General features: G+C 62.8%; 5 protein-coding genes. 2 read left to right on the top strand and 3 right to left on the bottom strand.

All coding sequences use genetic code 11. From position 1 onward, the window contains the following. A complete protein-coding gene (locus D5041_RS10070) occupies positions 1–10,356 on the top strand; it encodes a hemagglutinin repeat-containing protein (protein ID WP_265284637.1) in 10,356 nt (3,451 codons plus the stop codon). A gap of 75 nt (positions 10,357–10,431) precedes the next feature. On the opposite strand, the gene D5041_RS10065 is transcribed toward D5041_RS10070, so the two are convergent. Both D5041_RS10065 and D5041_RS10060 read right to left on the bottom strand, forming a co-directional pair. Then, positions 10,432–10,887, bottom strand: coding sequence for a hypothetical protein (locus tag D5041_RS10065; protein WP_265281588.1), 456 nt, complete (start codon positions 10,885–10,887; stop codon positions 10,432–10,434). Next, positions 10,884–12,275 carry an AAA family ATPase gene (locus D5041_RS10060; RefSeq protein WP_265281589.1) on the bottom strand — a complete coding sequence of 464 codons (1,392 nt, stop codon included), beginning with the start codon at positions 12,273–12,275 and terminating at the stop codon, positions 10,884–10,886. The genes D5041_RS10065 and D5041_RS10060 overlap by 4 nt, the downstream gene beginning before the upstream one ends. 361 nt (positions 12,276–12,636) lie before the next feature. Between D5041_RS10060 and D5041_RS10055 the strand changes: the two genes are divergently transcribed. Beyond that, positions 12,637–13,596, top strand: a complete 960-nt coding sequence (locus D5041_RS10055; RefSeq protein WP_265257472.1) for a chemotaxis protein — start codon at positions 12,637–12,639, stop codon at positions 13,594–13,596. Positions 13,597–13,625: 29 nt separating this feature from the next. Here the strand turns inward: D5041_RS10055 and D5041_RS10050 are convergent, their stop codons facing one another. Next, positions 13,626–16,235, bottom strand: coding sequence for a bifunctional diguanylate cyclase/phosphodiesterase (locus D5041_RS10050; protein WP_265284636.1), 2,610 nt, complete (start codon positions 16,233–16,235; stop codon positions 13,626–13,628). Between the last annotated feature and the right edge of the window lie 77 nt (positions 16,236–16,312).

Below are 16,312 nucleotides of genomic sequence, written 5' to 3'. Positions count from 1 at the left end.
ATGAACCATATCTATAGAGTCCTCTGGAACGCTGCGTCTGGCGCTTGGATGGCCGTCTCGGAAATCGCGCACGGGAAGGGCAAGGGAAGTAAATCCGCCGCTCACCATCGCAGCAGCGGTCTGTTCGGCGCGCTGGTGCTGGTCCCGCCTTTCGTGCTCGCGCAGGTGTCCTCCGTGGTGGTGGCGCCGGGGAGCAACCTCAATGCCTATGTGGCACCCAACGGTGTCACAGTGGTCAACATCAATGCAGCCAATGCGGCTGGCCTGTCCCACAACCAATACCAGAGCTTCAACGTCAATCCGAGCGGCCTGGTGCTCAACAATACGACCGCTGCACAGATTGCCTGGCAGTCACAACTGGCGGGGCAGGTGACGGCTAACTTCAATCAGGCCAACGCGGCGCGCGCGATCCTGAATGAAGTGGTGTCGAACAACCGAAGCAAGCTCGCTGGTTTCACCGAAGTGCTGGGCGGCAGGGCTGATGTGGTGCTTGCCAATCCCTACGGCATCACCTGCTCGGGTTGCGGCTTCATCAACACCGATCGCGTGACGCTGACGACCGGCAACCCTTTCCTGGCCTCCAATGGTGGCCTGGGTGGTTTCAGTGTGGGGCAAGGCGATATCCTGATCACCGGCACGGGGCTGAACGCCACGGCGCAACAGGTGCTCGATCTGGTGACGCGCTCGGTGCGCGTCGACGCGCCTGTCAACGGGAAGGATGTGAGCGTCGTCGCCGGCACCAGCCGCTGGAGCCATGACACGCGTGCGGTCACCGGCGTGGCCACCGCCACGGATGGCGCACCGACTTATTCGATCGATACCTCGGCGCTGGGTGGCATGTACGCCAACCGCATCCGTCTGACGTCGACCGAGGCCGGCGCCGGTGTGCGCATGCTCGGCGAGGCGGCGGCCAGTGCGGGCGACTTCACGCTGACAGCGGCCGGAAGAGTCGAGTTGCGCAACCGCGTCTCGGCCTCGAGCGACGTGAGCGTGAGCACCGCCAGCACTGACGTCGACGCGCTCGCGCTGACCGATGCAAGTCTCACGTCCACCGGCAAGACCACGCTCGCGGCCCTGGGCGGCGTCTCGATGACCGGCAGTGCGCTGGTGGCAGGCACCGACTTGGCGGTGAGTGCGGCCAGCCTTCTCGATACGGCCAGCGCTTCGGGCAATGCCAACAACAACCTGCGCCATGCAGGGGGGGAGTTGACGCTGGCCGTGAGCAACGGTGCGTCGCTCGGTGCGACCGAGTGGAGCGCAAACGGTGCCTGGAAGGGCCACTTCGGCAACCTCGTCACAACCGGCGCAACCAGGCTTTACAGCGGTGGCGGCACGCTCATTGCCAGTGCCGACCAGGGCGACCTTGCGCTCGGCCTGGCGATGCTGCAATCGGGGGGCAATATGAGTTTGTCGGCCGCCGGCAAGATCAGCACGATGACGGGCGCGGTGGTGCAAACCCTGCGCGGCAATCTGCTGCTGACGGCTGGCAACGGCATTTCGAATGCGGGCACGATGACAGCGGACAAGGGCGCGCTGAGCGCGCGCGCCAACGGCGAGATCGACAACAGCGGCCGGATCCACGCCGCAGGGAGTCTGGACATCGCCGACCGTTTCGGCAAAGCGAGCGTCAATCTGTCCAACAGCGGAACGCTGCAGACCGAGCAGGCATTGACGCTCCAGGCCGACAAGGTGCGCAACAGCGCAACCGCACGCATCCAGGCACAGGCCGGCAGCACCGTCAACGCAGCTAATATTGACAACGCGGGCGCGTGGCTGCTGTCACAGCAGGCTGGTGCGAGCGACAAGCTCGAGGTGAGAGGCTCGTTTGCCAACAACGGCACCTTGCAAGGCGCTGGCTCGGTGACGATCGAGGCAGGCAATGTTGCGAACAGCGGCACACTCATCGCTGCCGAAAATCTGAGCACATCCACCACGGGCGACAGCGTCAACAGCGGCACCGTGCAAGCCGGTGGTGCCATCAGCATGGCCAGCGGTGGTGCAATCTCCAACAGCGGCAGCGGCGTGCTGCAGGCCGCGAGTCTGGAGTTCAAGGCCGGCAACGGTTTGAGCAATGCCGGCATCGCCACGGCCCAAAGCGGCAACGCCACGCTGCGCGTGGACGGCACGCTGGACAACAGCGGCCAGTTGCATGCCAAGCGCAATATCGATATCGCTGACGGCAGTGGCACCGCGAGGCAAACCGTCATCAACAGTGGCAAGCTGCTGGCCGAACAGGCACTGTCGCTGAAGGCGGCGTCTTTCAGCAACGAGGCCACCGGCTGGACGCAGGCGGCCACAGGCAGCACGGTCGCTGTGGACTCACTGGACAACGCGGGCACTTGGCTGTTGTCGCAGTCCGCGGGCGCGAAAGACCAGATCACCGTGTCGGGCGCGACCAACAACAGCGGTACGCTGCAAAGTGCTGGCGACCTGGACCTGAGCGCCGCGAGCCTCATCAACAGCGGCGCGATGCTGGCGCAGGGCAAGCTCGATGCCACAACCGCCGGCGATCTGCGCAACGCCGATGGTGGCGTGATGCAAGCTGGCGCCGCGCTCACACTGACAGGGGCAGGCGTGCTGAGCAATGCCGCCGCCTCCCTGAAAGGCCGGACCGTGCAGCTCGACGCGGCGAGTGGCCTGATCAATGCCGGCGCCATCGAGGCTGGCGAGGGCGCCGTCACGCTGCGCGTGGATGGCACATTGAACAACAGCGGCACGGTGTACGCCGCGACCGATATCGACATTGCCGGGCGCAGCGGCGCTTGGGCGCAGACCGTCACCAACAGCGGCACGCTGCTGGCCGAAGGGGCCTTCACCCTCAAGGCGGCGAACATGACCAACGCGGCCACTGGCCACGTGCAGGCTAATACCGGGACGGCCGTCGCGGTGAATAGCCTGGACAATCAGGGCGCCTGGCTGCTGTCGCGGCAGTCGGGCGGTGCCGGTCGCATCGCCGTGAGCGGCACGCTGACCAACAGCGGGACGCTGCAAAGCGCGGGCGACATGATTGTCGGCGCCAGCCAACTGAACAACAGTGGCGAGCTGATCGCCGCCCATCGGTTCACGGCCAACGTCACGACCGGCTTCAGCAACAGCGGAGCGACCGCCGTGGTCCAAGCGGATCGGCAACTGGAAGTCAAAGGCGCGGGCGCCACGCTCAACACCGCTGGCGGCAGCAGGATGCTTGGCGACGGGCTGGACATTAGGGTGGCCAGTATCGACAACGGAGGCACGATCCAGGCAGGCACGCGCAGTGACAGCAAGGTGTCGGCGTCGGGCAGGCTGAACAACCGAGCCGGCGGCGTGATCGACGCGGCGACCTCGTCGGCTGGTGCTGCCACGGTGTCGGCTGAAACGGTGGTCAATGCCGGCACCATTCAGTCTGCGGGCGCCCTGACGATCGGGGTGGGCACAGGGGGCCTGGTCAGCGGCGGCACGGTCATTGCCGAGGGCGACCTTGCGTTGCAAAGCCGTACGGCCAACGCCGACTACACCGTCAGGGTCAATGGCCTCATGCAAAGCCGCAGCGGCGCGCTGGTGGTCAACGGCACCGACCACAGCGCGCTGAACATTGGCACGCGTGGCACCGTCGTCGGCCAGCGGCTTGCTGCGACGCTGGGAACCGTTGCTCTTGCGGACGGCGCCACCCTGTCGTCCGAGCGCGACATGACGCTGTCGTTGGGCACGCTGTCCACTGACGGTGCCAAAGCGGCCGTGTTGGGTTCGACCGACCAGAGTGCGCCCGCTGGCTCGCCTTGGCACACGCGTATCACAACCTCCAGGGCGTTGATCAACCATGGCCTGCTGTTCTCGGGCAATGACCTGACATTGAGCGCACCCTCGGTCGTCAACGGGCTGACCGGCGGGATCTCGGCGCTGCATGACCTGAGCGTTACCGCCACAAGCGGCAACCTGACGAACCAGGGCACGCTCTATGCCGGCAATGCGCTCAAGGCGTCGGCCGAGTCGGGCACGCTGACCAACGCGGCCACCTTGAGTGCCTACCAGGGGGCCATCAGCGCGGGCAAGTCGGTCGATCTGCGCGCCGACACCCTCGTCAACAACAGCACCATCGACAGCAGTGGCTCGATCACGATCACCGCGCGTGAGCTGCGAAACGAGGTGGCCGCTGGTGACACGCGTGTGTACGGCGCGGACTCGGCCAAGGTCAAGATCGAAACGGGTCATGACGACGAGTACTCCTTTCCGAATCAACATGCGTATTGGTACTACTCCGAGACCTGGCATAAGGATCAGGTTTACGCGGGCGGCACGCCCACGATCAAACCGCAGATCACGGGTGCGGGGGCGGTGAAGCTGAGCTTCAACATCGGCAAGAACCTCGGGGGGGTGATCTCGGGCGACGTGGTGACTTTCACCGGCACGGGGGCCGGCGCACGCTTCGTTAACGACGACCTGGCGCTGCAGTCCATGGCCTACAAGCGCACCTGGACCGAGCACACCAAGTACATAGCGCTGGGTCTCGCCACTTACTACGATCGCAACGTCGAGAAGGAAACGACCACCCATGCCGCCAGCGAGCTCAGCAATCTGGGCGCGGGCGTCTATGCGCGCACCCTATTGGGCAGCAACTTCGCACTGATCAACAACGGTTCGACTGCGCCGGTGGCCTCCATGGACAAAGGCGATCCGAAGAGCGCTGACGTCAAGCCGCGCCTGGGCGGTGACGTGGTCAAGGCCACGGTCGGCGAAGTGGCCAGCGGCATTACCGGCGTCAGGAGTGCCGGTATCGCCCGGATCACGACGCGCGACGCGCGCTCCGCGATATCGTTCGTATCAGTGAATGCGGCCAATGGTGTCAATGGCACCTCGTTCGGCGGGATCAACATTCCGTTGCCCCCCAACCCCAACGGTCTTTACGTGATCGTCAAGGAGCCGAACACCAGGTACCTTGTCGAAAACAATCCGCGCTACCAGATAGGCTCGTCGACCCTGGGCTCCGACTATCTGGCCGAGCGGCTTGGCTACGACGCCGACACGCTTGGGCGTCGTTTGGGGGACTCGAACTACGAGGCCCACCTGATCAAACAACAACTGATCGCGCAGACCGGCGATGCGCTGCTCGCGGGCGTGAAAGACGCGGCTGGGCAGATAAAGGGCCTGATGGACTCGGCGGCCGGCGAGAGCACGGCGTTGGGTTTGGTCTACGGCCAGGCACTCACCCCCGAGCAGCAATCGAAGCTCACACGCGACATCGTGTGGATGGTGCAGACCGAGGTCGACGGCCAGGTCGTGTTGGCTCCCGTGGTCTACCTGTCCCAGAAGACCAAGGCGGGCATCATGCAAGGCGCTGTCATCACGGCTGACACGGCCAGCCTGAGCCTCGCTTCGTTGACCAACACCGGTGGCACCATCGCTGGCGCGAAGTCGCTCAGCGTGCGGTCGACCGGCGACGTGCGCAACACCTCAGGAACGATCAAAGGCGGCAACGTGGCCGTCACATCCACGCAGGGCAGCGTCATCAACCAGACGGCGTCCAGTGGCTCGGGCGACGACCAGCGCTATGTGAGCGATATTGGCAAGACGGCGTCTATCCAATCGACGGGTACCCTGTCCCTGGATGCGGCCAAAGACATCGCCGTCACAGGCGCTACCGTGGTCGCGGGCGGTGATGCGCGCTTGAAAGCAGGCGGCAACGTCACCTTTGACACTTTAGAGAACAAGAGCACCGACACCACGCATGAGGTGTTCAGGGACGGCGGCACCGGAGAAATGACGGCGACGGCGGCCGCTGCGCAAGGAAAATCAGGCGTTGCCGCCGACGACAAGCAGAACGGCCCCACCGGTAGAACGACGACAACGACGACGAGCATCGTGCAAGTCAAATCGGGCCTCACCACCAACGGCAACCTGTCGATCGACGCGGGCAAGGACATCACGCTGGCGGGCACCGACACCAAGGCCGCAGGGAATGCGAACCTCAAGGCCGGTGGCGACCTGAACATCGTTGCGCGCGAAAACTCCATGGTTTCGCACTCCGAGAGCGAGGTCAGTGGCTTTGGTGTGAACAACTCATTGTTCGGATCCACCAAGGTGACCACCGATTCGAAATCGGTGCGCAATGTGGGCAGCACGCTTGAAGTGGGGGGAGATGCGTCTTTGATGGCCAAGAAAGATGTCACGATTCAAGGCTCGGATGTTGAAGTCGAGGGCGATGGCCAGATCAAGGCCGGCAAGAACGTGAATGTGCTGGCAGGCCGCGATTATGACGAAACGCGCACGACAGTGGAACGCATCGGATTTTTACAGGGTAGTGCGTCGGGAAGCGCATCCGCGAATGCGAATGCGAAGGTCGCACCGGGTAATGGAGCGAGCGAGGGAAAACTCTCCGCTGCGGGCAGCATCGAAGCCAAGGCGAGCGCATCGGGATCGGCGGGCCTTGCCTTGATGAACAAAACCAAGACGCAAACCGAGGCTACGGATTTGCGCCATGTCGGATCAAATCTGAAGTTCGGTGGTGATCTGCGCGTCGATGCCTCGCGAGATGTCAATCTGCAAGGCTCGACGATGAGCGCTGCCGGTGATGTCAAGGTCGATGCACTGAATGTGAATCTGCTGGCGGCCGAAGACAAGAAAACGTCGACAACGCAGGAGGAGAGCCTGTCGATCGGGTTGATGGCCAGTTCAGAGAATACGGTGCAAGCACGGGCCAGCGCCGAAGCTGGCGGGGGGGCTGCGAACAATACCAACCCGAATGGCAAGGTTGGAGTTTCGGGCCAGGTCTCGGCCAGTTCTGAAAATCACATCGATGTGATGCAGTACACCACCAGCACCGAATCGACATCGGAGACGTCGCACAAAGGGTCGTCCATCACAGCGGGTCGAGACCTCAGTGTGAAGGCTCGCCAGAAGTTGGTGTTGGAGGCGGGACAATTGAATGCGCAGCGCGACGTTGATCTGGACGCGAGTCAGATGGAATTCAAGGCTGTCCGCGATACCAGCGAAAAGAAATCGAGCAGCAGCAAGACAACGGCCGGCTTGTACGTCAGCGCCAATGCCAGTGCAAGCGTCGATGCGGGTGCAGGTATTGGCGTGGGTGTACAGGCCAGCGCAACCGCTCAAGCCCAGGCCAGGGTCGAAGTGGGCGTGCGTGCGTCCAACACACGCACCACGAGTGCCGAAGGCTCAACAACTGCAGTCACTTCGGGCATCTCGGCAGGCAGAAACATCAAGCGAGAGGCGCGTGAAAGCATCACCGATGTTGGCACCCAGATCGAGGCGGAAGGAGACCTGACGCAGTCGGCCAAGACAATCAAGAGCTTGGCGGCAGCGAGTACCAAATACAGTTCATCAAGCAGTGCGAGCGACACCGTCAAGATCGGCGTATACGCAGAAGCGACGGCGAACTCCTCGGTCGGTCTGACGCGCTCTGAGAGCAGCGCCAATGCCGCAGCCGGAGTTACCGCGTCCTACAAGCATGAGGGAACTGACTCCCAGGAAATGAGCAGCCAGGCCGTGGCGTCGAACATCAAGGTGGGCGGCAACGTGCGCAGTACGTCCACGCAGAAAACCGAGTTGGAGGGCACGACGATCGATGCGAAGAAGGATGTAAGCCTTCAGGCCGACGCCTTGGACTATCGTGCAGCGCGCAACACTTCGAGCAAAAGCGAGAACACCACCAACGTTGGTGGATCTGTCGATGTCGCCCTCGTTGGGGGAGTGGGGGCGAACATCAGTGCGACCTACAACGGCTCGGAGCAAGTTGAATCGAGCAGCAAGGCTGTGGCCGGTACGATCAACGCGGGGGGGAATCTGTCGATCCGCACAAAGGGCGATGCGCGCTATGAGGGAAGCAACCTCAACGCCGGAGGAAAGGGTGATCTGGTGGCGGGGGGCAAGATCACGTTCGATGCGGCGACCAACCATGAAGAATCCCGCAGTCGCAGCGTTGGCGTCAATGCGGGCATTTCCTTGGGGAAAAGCGGCAACGGAGTTGATCTTGGGGTGCAAGTTCAGACTGCCAAAAGCAGTCGCGACCAGGAAGTCGGCGGCAGCGTCAAGAGCGCAACCGGGCCCCTCAACATCCAAAGCGGAAAGGATGCGTCCTTTACCGGCGTAACGTTTGACGCCGGCAAGAACGATGTAACGATCGCATCTGCAGGGGATCTGAGCTTCAAGGCGGCGCACGATCGCAAGGAAAGTTTGTCGGTAGGTGCCAGCGCAGGGATTTCTGGCTCCAGTGGCAAGAACAAGGGTGCGAGCAAGTTTGCTGGGATATCGAAGAACAATTCCGAGACGGGAGCTCCCAACGCGGCGGTGAATGTGGAAAGCGCAAGCAGCGACACCGTCACGGGGACTGATATCCGCAGCACAGGCAAGGTTGTATTGGCGGCGGGGAAGAGCGCGAGTCTCGAGAACGTGCAGGTTGTGGGTAGCAACGATGTGCAAGAAACCGCAGGCGGCAAGCTCGAGAAGTCAACACTGCAAAGCACCAGCGACGGCTTTGGCGTGGTGGGGTACGCGCCAGAAATAAGAATTCCAAGCAAGGGGGGCAAAGGCGGTGCTGGCGCGAAATCGTCGTCGAGCGAATCCGGTGACAGTCCACATCCCAAAGCAGCAGCGCCTTTAGCCTCGCACGGCCCCGGCCAATCGGAAGGCACACCGGCAGAAAAGACAACGCAGCACTCGCAAAGTACGCACGAAAGGCCTGAGCCTGCTGGTGAGGGGCCTGCGTCGTCCGCGAGGAACGCGCTGCCCCGACGTTTCAATCCGCCCAAGGATCTGGACGATGGCCGCTTCGGTTATCTGTTGAGCCCAACAAAGCCGGTGGCAGGCGAGAAGATCGGAACGCTAGGGGCGGACGGCAGCCCATCGCAATCGACGGCATCGAATGCGGTACAAGGCTCAAGCATTGGCGATGCGACGCCGCATTTGGCTCAGGAAATGCATGCGGCCGGAATGCCGACGCCTGTAGCCGAAGGCGGTCTCGACCGAAAATCGTCCGCGAGGAACGCGCTGCCCCGACGTTTCAATCCGCCCAAGGATCTGGGCGATGGCCGCTTCGGTTATCTGTTGGGCCCAAAAAAGCCGGTGGCAGTCGAGAAGGTCGGAACGCTAGGGGCGGACGGCAGCCCATCGCAATCGACGGCATCGAATGCGGCACAAGGCTCAAGCATTGGCGGTGCGACGCCGCATTTGGCTCAGGAAATGCATGCGGCCGGAATGCCGACGCCTGTAGCCGAAGGCGGTCTCGACCGAAAAAAGAATCCGAAGGTCGCTCACAGCAAATCGAAAGGTAGGACCGAGACGAATGAGAGGCTGCCTAAGCCGCTCGACGCGTTCTCCGATGTTTCAGTTAGCCCCGATGTTGATCCTGGAATGGCCAAGGCCCACTTCGAAGACCTGATCCAGCGGTTGCCGCTCGGCATGGAAGGGACCGCCAATCCGAGGTTTGTTGATTCGGTGCGCACACAAAAGCTCCACCTCGCTGACAGCCTGCTACCGGCCCCAACAGATCAACACGCGGCGGTATGGGAGAAACATAGGAAGAATTTGCTCGGTTCTGAAGTCAACTCTTATTTACGTTCAGGAGTCGTGCCGAAGGGTAAGACGGAACAACAACTGCAGGCCGACGCAAAGGTATTCGATGAGCTGTTTCAAATCAGAACCAGTCCGTTTATCCATACTTCTTACCGGCAGCAATACGATGGCGGGGAAAATTTTGGTACCAAAATCAAAGCTGGCGACACCATCATGGATTCAGGCTATCTGTTTACCAGCGTGGACACCAAGAACAACGACGGGTTCTTAGAAAGAGACGGGGGCTCAGGGGCTGTATATTTTCGTGTCGATGGGAAAGGTTCTATAACGCCTAAGGGGAGCAAGTTCGGCGAGATTGACTACCGTCCAAACACACCAATGAAAGTGAAGGCCCTTGCGAAGGGCAAGAATGGCGAGGGGACGTTCGTCTGGCTTGCAGAGCAACGAGTGCTGCCAAGTGGGACGCTAGTGAAGGACATCTTTACTGGGGATCTGCGCCCTGTAATTAATTATGGAACGGATACCCCTTTCATGCGTTCTCCTGGCGACGTACCGTCTGCTAGCGCGTCTGGCGAGTCGGGTGCTGCGCCGGTGAGACTTCAGACGACGATCGATATGAAGAAAGATGCAAGCCTTCAAGCTGAGGGGCGCGTCGCGCGCGAAGACCGGGCCGGCCCGACATTTCAATCCCCCCAAGGATCTGGGCAATCGCCGCAAGGGCTATCTGCTGAGCCCGGACAAGCTGGTGGCGGGCGAGAAGATCGGAAAGCTCGGAGCGAACGGCAGGCCATCGCAATCGACGCCGTCGAACGTGAGGCAAGACGCGGAGTCGACCTCCCAGCAGATTCGGAATGAAGGCCCAATTGCCCAAATTGATCCTGTTAGAGGCGCGCAGAAAGTATCGTCGCTGGCATGGGTCCGGGCCGGCCGTTATCCGGAACGATCAAAGCTTTGCAGATGGTTATCCAGACTCCAGATCAAAACCCTGCTCATCGGGTATTTGATGCACAGCTGTTCCCATTCTTTCTGGATCGACAAATCACCCATACCAACTTTCTTCATCGCGCTGTCCGGGAAATCCAGCAACCACTCGGATAAATCCTCATGGCTTGGAAAGTTCATGGGTTTCCATGGAGCGCTGCCATTCAGCGCACCTCGCACTGCTTCCACAAAATTTTCTGCCGCTTGTCGTCGCAAGTGTCCGTTACTCACATGTGCGATGTGATTGCCGGTTTCAATGATTGCGGCCAGAGGGATAAACAGGCAGTCGTTGTCTTCGAACCGCCGTTTAAAATCGCCAAAAACTTTTTCTCGTCGTTGATTGCGCCCAGGCACATTCAGCACATTGAGCAAGATGGTGGTATCGACCAACACAATGCTGCTCATTGCCCTGTCGCTTTCAAAGAGGCAAGCCAAGTCAGTGCCTTTTCCTTGCGGGCTTGCGGATCTTGGCGATTTTTGACGAAGCGATCCAATGCACCACTGGTCATCAGGTGCCCCAGGGTGTCCGGGATCAGCAAGTCCGGCGCATCCGGCAAACTGCCCAGCCGCACCAGGCGGCTGTCGCCAAGTTTCGGATCCCGGTAGCAGAAAACGACATCCGGCACAGCCCTGTCCGGCAGGGCATCGAGCATTGCGGGGTTGTGGGTGGATAGCAGCACGCGCAGTTTGCGTTCCTCGGCCACGGTCTGAATGCGTTCCAGCAAATGCCGGGCGCGGCCGGGATGCACCCCGTTGTCAATCTCTTCAATCACGACCAAGCTGCCTTTCGGGGCCGACAACATGGCCGCCGCAATGGCCAGAACGCGCAGCGTTCCATCGGAGAGCAATGCGGCCTCGCATGCCCGCGGGACGCCACCGAAACTCTCAACGAGTTGCACCATTACATCGTTGCGCGGCCCATGCAGGAACGAAATATCCTGAATATCTTGCTCCGGCAAGCTTTGGATGAAGGAGAGTATTTCCTGACGTTCTCCGGACAGGTCAGGCATCGGAATGGTTGGTGATCCATCCTCGTTTCTGAGGCTATTCAATTTCTCCATGGCATAGTGTATTTCGGCTCTTTCGCCTCCATACCAAAGCCTGAACAACACGCTGGAAAGATTCGCACCATCACTACCCAACTGCTTGTCTTCCTGAAAGCTGTAGTCCCGCATCCTGGTCGGAATGGGATCAAGAAACAGGATATTGGAAAGACCGCTCTGGTAGTACTTGCAGGCTTGCGGAATTTTCCGTTGTGCATTTTTGTGCCTGGCATCAAAGCTGGCCGGGCTTTCCAGTTGGGCAAACACCGCCATCTGGTCACTCACCGGGATATGGGGCTTTTTCCCACCCTTGGAAAAGTTATTGTAGGCCACACGGGCCTCTGTGCTATGCCCTTTGGACGCTTGGTCCATATCGTACAAAGGAATCCCGCTGTCATCCCCCATGCGTTCGGCCACAATGTGCAATTCACCGGCGCGCAGTTCCAGTTCCATGTCCAGCTTGCTGGCCCCTGGCATACCTTCCATGGTGCAGCCCAGGCCAAACCGGGGTTTATCTTTCTGGAAAATATCTGAAATGCGACCGCGCACCAGTTGGTCCGTCTGGTTCACAGCATGCTGTATGGCACCCAATTTATTGCCTTGGGCCAACCAGGAGAGCAAACGCAGGCCCTCCAAGACATTGCTTTTTCCCGCGGCATTGGCGCCAATCAACACCGTCAGCGAGGCCAAGGGCAATACGGCGTCTTGCTGGAAGCTCTTGAAATTTCTCAGATGGAATGAGGTCAGCATGTTCCAGTTCCTGGGTGATTTCTGTTGATGGATGCCAAGCCCCCGGCGCATGGCCGGCATGGACGCGGCAACTGCGTCGGAGCTCCCCCGGAGTGTAGGGTTCCCGCGCCGGCGCCCGCCACGCTTTGGCACATCTGTTGCCGGCATGCCGGGTCAAGCCGCAGTAGCATGGCACGGGCTTGGTCGCCGGCGTGGAAGCGGTGGCAAGCGCCCTGCACGACCCACTCCTGCCATGGGGACCACACCCCGCGGCCGGCATGGCATTCGGGGATTGCCAGAGGATTTACCGCAGCGCGCTTGCCGTTCTGATCCTGGATTTTGTCAATGTGCGTAACGCATCTTTTGCTTGAAGGGACCCACCATGGCAGCCGTGCAACAGGATATCGACGAGCGGACCAACCTCACCAGCACGAACAAGTTCGAGCTGCTGCTGTTTCGCCTGGGCACCGACAGCGCCCTGGGCAAGTCCGAGTTGTTTGGCATCAACGTCTTCAAGGTCCGCGAGATCGTCGCCATGCCCAGCATCACGCCGATTGCCGGCACTGCGGCGCATTCCCTGGGGGTCGTGAATCTGCGCGGGCAGGTGATTCCGGTGCTCGACCTGCCGTCCATCGCGGGCTGCAAGCCGCAGACGGGCCTGAACATCCTGCTCGTGACCGAGTACGCACGCACCACGCAGGCGTTCGCCGTGGAGTCGGTCGAGGACATCGTGCGGCTGGACTGGAAGCAGGTGCTTTCGGCGGAAACCAGCGGCGCCTCGGGCAAGCTGGTGACGAGCATTGCCCGCCTCGATGGCAATACCGATGAATCCCGCCTGGCCCAGGTACTGGACGTAGAGGCCATCTTGCAGATGGTGTCGCCTTCCGCCGGCGATGAAGTCACGCAAGAGAAGGTGGGCGCCAAGCTCAAGCTCGAGCCCGGAACCATCATCCTGGCCGCAGACGATTCGTTCGTCGCGCGCTCGCTCATCGAGCAAGAACTCAAGGCGCTGCAGGCCCCGTATGAAATGGTCAAGTCCGGCAAGGAAGCCTGGGACCGGCTCAACGCCATTGCCGCGAGCGCCGAGGCCGAGGGCAAGACCGTGCTCGACCGCGTGGCCATGGTGCTGACCGACCTGGAAATGCCGGAAATGGACGGCTTCACCCTGACGCGCAACATCAAGCAGGACGTGCGCTTTCAAGGGCTGCCGGTGCTCATTCACTCGTCCCTCTCGGGCTCGGCGAACGAGGACCACGTGCGCAGCGTGGGCGCCGATGGCTACGTGGCCAAGTTCGCGGCCAAGGACCTGGCGGAGACGATCCGCCACGTATTGCCCAAGTAAACCCGGCCGGCACGGCCTGATCACGAAGCTCAGCTCCCGACGTGCTCCGCCGTGGCCTGGTTGTCCCGGTGCGTGCGCAGATAGGCCTCGAACGCGTCCGCGGGCAGGGGGCGGCCAAAGAGGTAGCCCTGGCCCGCGTCGCAGCCCTGTTCCCGCAGGAATTCGAGCTGGCCCTCGGTCTCCACGCCTTCGGCGGTGGTCTGCATGCCGAGCGCCTGCGCCATGCGGATGATGGCGCTCACGATGGCCCGGTCGTTTGCGTCCGCGTCCAGATCGCGCACGAACGACTGGTCTATCTTCAGCTTGTGGATCTGAAAGCGCTTGAGCGCGCTCAGCGAGGAGTAGCCGGTGCCAAAGTCGTCCATCGACAGGCGCACCCCCCGTCCATGCAACTGCTCCATCATGGCGAGCGCGGCCGCCGGGTCGTCGATGGCGGCGCTCTCGGTGAGTTCCAGTTCCAGCCGACGCGCGGGCAGCCCGGCCTGCCGCAGGCAGCGTGCCACCATCTCGGGCAGTTGGGGGTGGCGGCATTGCACGGCGGAGAGATTCACCGATATCGCCGGCAGCGGCAGGTGCATGTCGAGCCAGCGCTTGGCGTCGTGCACGGCGGTGCGCAGCACCCATTCGCCGATCGCCAGGATCATGCCGCTGTTTTCTGCCACGGGAATGAACTCGGCGGGTGAGACTTGGCCCAGTTCGGGGTGGCGCCAGCGCAGCAGGGCCTCGGCGCCCACGATCTGGCGCGTGGCCAGCGAGACCTGGGGTTGGTAGTGCAGTTCCAGCTGCCCGCGCTCCAGCGCGCGGCGCAGTGCGTTTTCAATCTGCAGGGTGCGGACGCTGCGCGCCTGCAGGTCGGCGGTGAAGAAACCATGGCGGTTGCGCCCGCCGCGCTTGGCCTGGTACATGGCGGCGTCCGCGCGCTGGCACAGGGTGTCGAACGAATCCCCGTCGGCCGGGTACAGCGCAATGCCCACGGACGCGGTGGTGCTGAGTTCGTAGGGCTCGACCTGAAAAGGCTGCGCCATGGCGCTCAGGATCCGGGTGGCGACTTCGCCGGCGTGCGCCGCATGGCTTGACGGCAACAGCAGCAGGAATTCGTCGCCTCCCAGGCGCGAGAGGGTGTCTTGCGGGCGCAGCAGGGATTCCAGCCGCCGTGCCACGGCCACGAGGAGGATGTCGCCGACGCGGTGCCCCAGCGAATCGTTCACGTTCTTGAAATGGTCCAGATCGAGGAACAGCGTCGCCAGCTGCTCCCCCCGGGCCTGCGCGTCGGCGATGTGGCGCCGGGCGCGCTCGGCGAGCAGGGTGCGGTTGGGCAGATCGGTGAGGGGGTCGAAATGCGCCAGGTGCTGGACGCGCTCCTGCGCTTCGCGCTGCTGGGTGATGTCGCGCGCCAGCAGGATGAGGCGCGGTCTGGCGTCGGCGCCATCGGGCTTGCGCGCCGCGGACAGCTCGAACCAGGTGCTCCCCAGGCGCGGCAGGTCGAGCATGATCTGCCGCCCGGTGGACCAGCCCCGGGACTGCGCTTCGTGCAGCACCTCGAGCACCGACTGTGCGGCCAGCGCGGGCAGCACCTGCGTCACGTTGCGGCCGACCAGCGCGTCGGCCGGCGCCACGAGCAGTTCCGCGCGCTGGCTGTGCACGCTGCAGCAGCGGCCGTCCAGGTCGATTTCGAACAGCGGATCGGGGACGGCGTCGATGATGGCACGCAGCTGCTGCTGGGTCGCCTGAATCTCCGCGGTGCGCTGGGCCACCTGGTGCGCCAGCCCGCGTTCGTGCGCCTTCAATGCGACGAGCAGGTGGGCCAGGTAGGCCATCAGCAGCGCAAACAGCAGGCCCACGGCGCAGCGCAGCGCGAGCACGCCCGGAGCGCCCCAGCCTGCGGCCGGGATCAGGCTCAGCGTCCATTGCCCGTTGGGCAGGGTCAGCACCCGGCTCACGGCGTCGGCAGAGGCCGCGGGCGTGGACGCGGCGATGGTCTGCTCGTGGCCCGTGTCCGGCCGTATCCGCCACAGGCGGTAGCGGCAACCCCGCTCGATGAGCTGCGGCAGGCGCGCGGCGGCGAGCACTTCGGACAGGCGGATGGTGACGTAGGTGAAGCCCCAGAAACTGCGCTGCCCCAGGTCGTCCTCCAGATACACCGGCTGGCGCCCGACGACGCCCAAACCGCCCTGCACGAGTTCCATGGGACCGGCCAGCGTGAGCTGGCCCGATTCGCGGGCGCGTTCCGACTCCGCGCCCTGCCGGGGGTCGTTGAGCTGGTCAAAGCCGATGGTGCCCGCGTTGCCCTGCCGGGGCACCACCTGCCGCACCACGCCGCCGGGCGACAGGCCCATGGCGGCGATTCCCGGGTAGAACGGCAGCATCTGCGTGCCGATCTCTTCAAATTGGGTGACCGTTCCCTGGCCCTCCCGCACCAAGGCCACCAACGCATTGTTCGCCGACAGGGCGAGCCCGATGGCGCGTTGCAGCGCGTTCGCATGGTCCCCGGCGATGTCCGCCACCTGGGCACGCAGCTGCGCGCGGTCCTGGCGCTCCAGCGTCCAGACCATGGCCGCCGCGCAGGCGGCCGCCAGGGCAAACACCGCCAACGGAACGGCCAGGAGGCGACGCGGTGGGCGGGGAGCGGCGACGGACACGGTGCGGTTTCCTGGAATCGATTATGCGGGCCACCCACCCTGCGGCGCGGGGCTTCGGGGCGGATGGCGCGCACCGT

It is taken from the genome of Verminephrobacter aporrectodeae subsp. tuberculatae (assembly GCF_026127385.1).
GTDB classification, from domain to species: domain Bacteria; phylum Pseudomonadota; class Gammaproteobacteria; order Burkholderiales; family Burkholderiaceae_C; genus Acidovorax; species Acidovorax aporrectodeae.
The sequence above is the reverse complement of the archived record's forward strand: the minus strand, read 5'-3'. Positions and strand labels throughout refer to the sequence as shown.

Bases quoted from the DNA above. Each gene is read 5' to 3' on its own strand.
- D5041_RS10065 (WP_265281588.1), bottom strand. From the start codon at position 10,887: ATGAGCAGCATTGTGTTGGTCGATACCACCATCTTGCTCAATGTGCTG.
- D5041_RS10055 (WP_265257472.1), top strand. From the start codon at position 12,637: ATGGCAGCCGTGCAACAGGATATCGACGAGCGGACCAACCTCACCAGC.
- D5041_RS10070 (WP_265284637.1), top strand. From the start codon at position 1: ATGAACCATATCTATAGAGTCCTCTGGAACGCTGCGTCTGGCGCTTGG.
- D5041_RS10060 (WP_265281589.1), bottom strand. From the start codon at position 12,275: ATGCTGACCTCATTCCATCTGAGAAATTTCAAGAGCTTCCAGCAAGAC.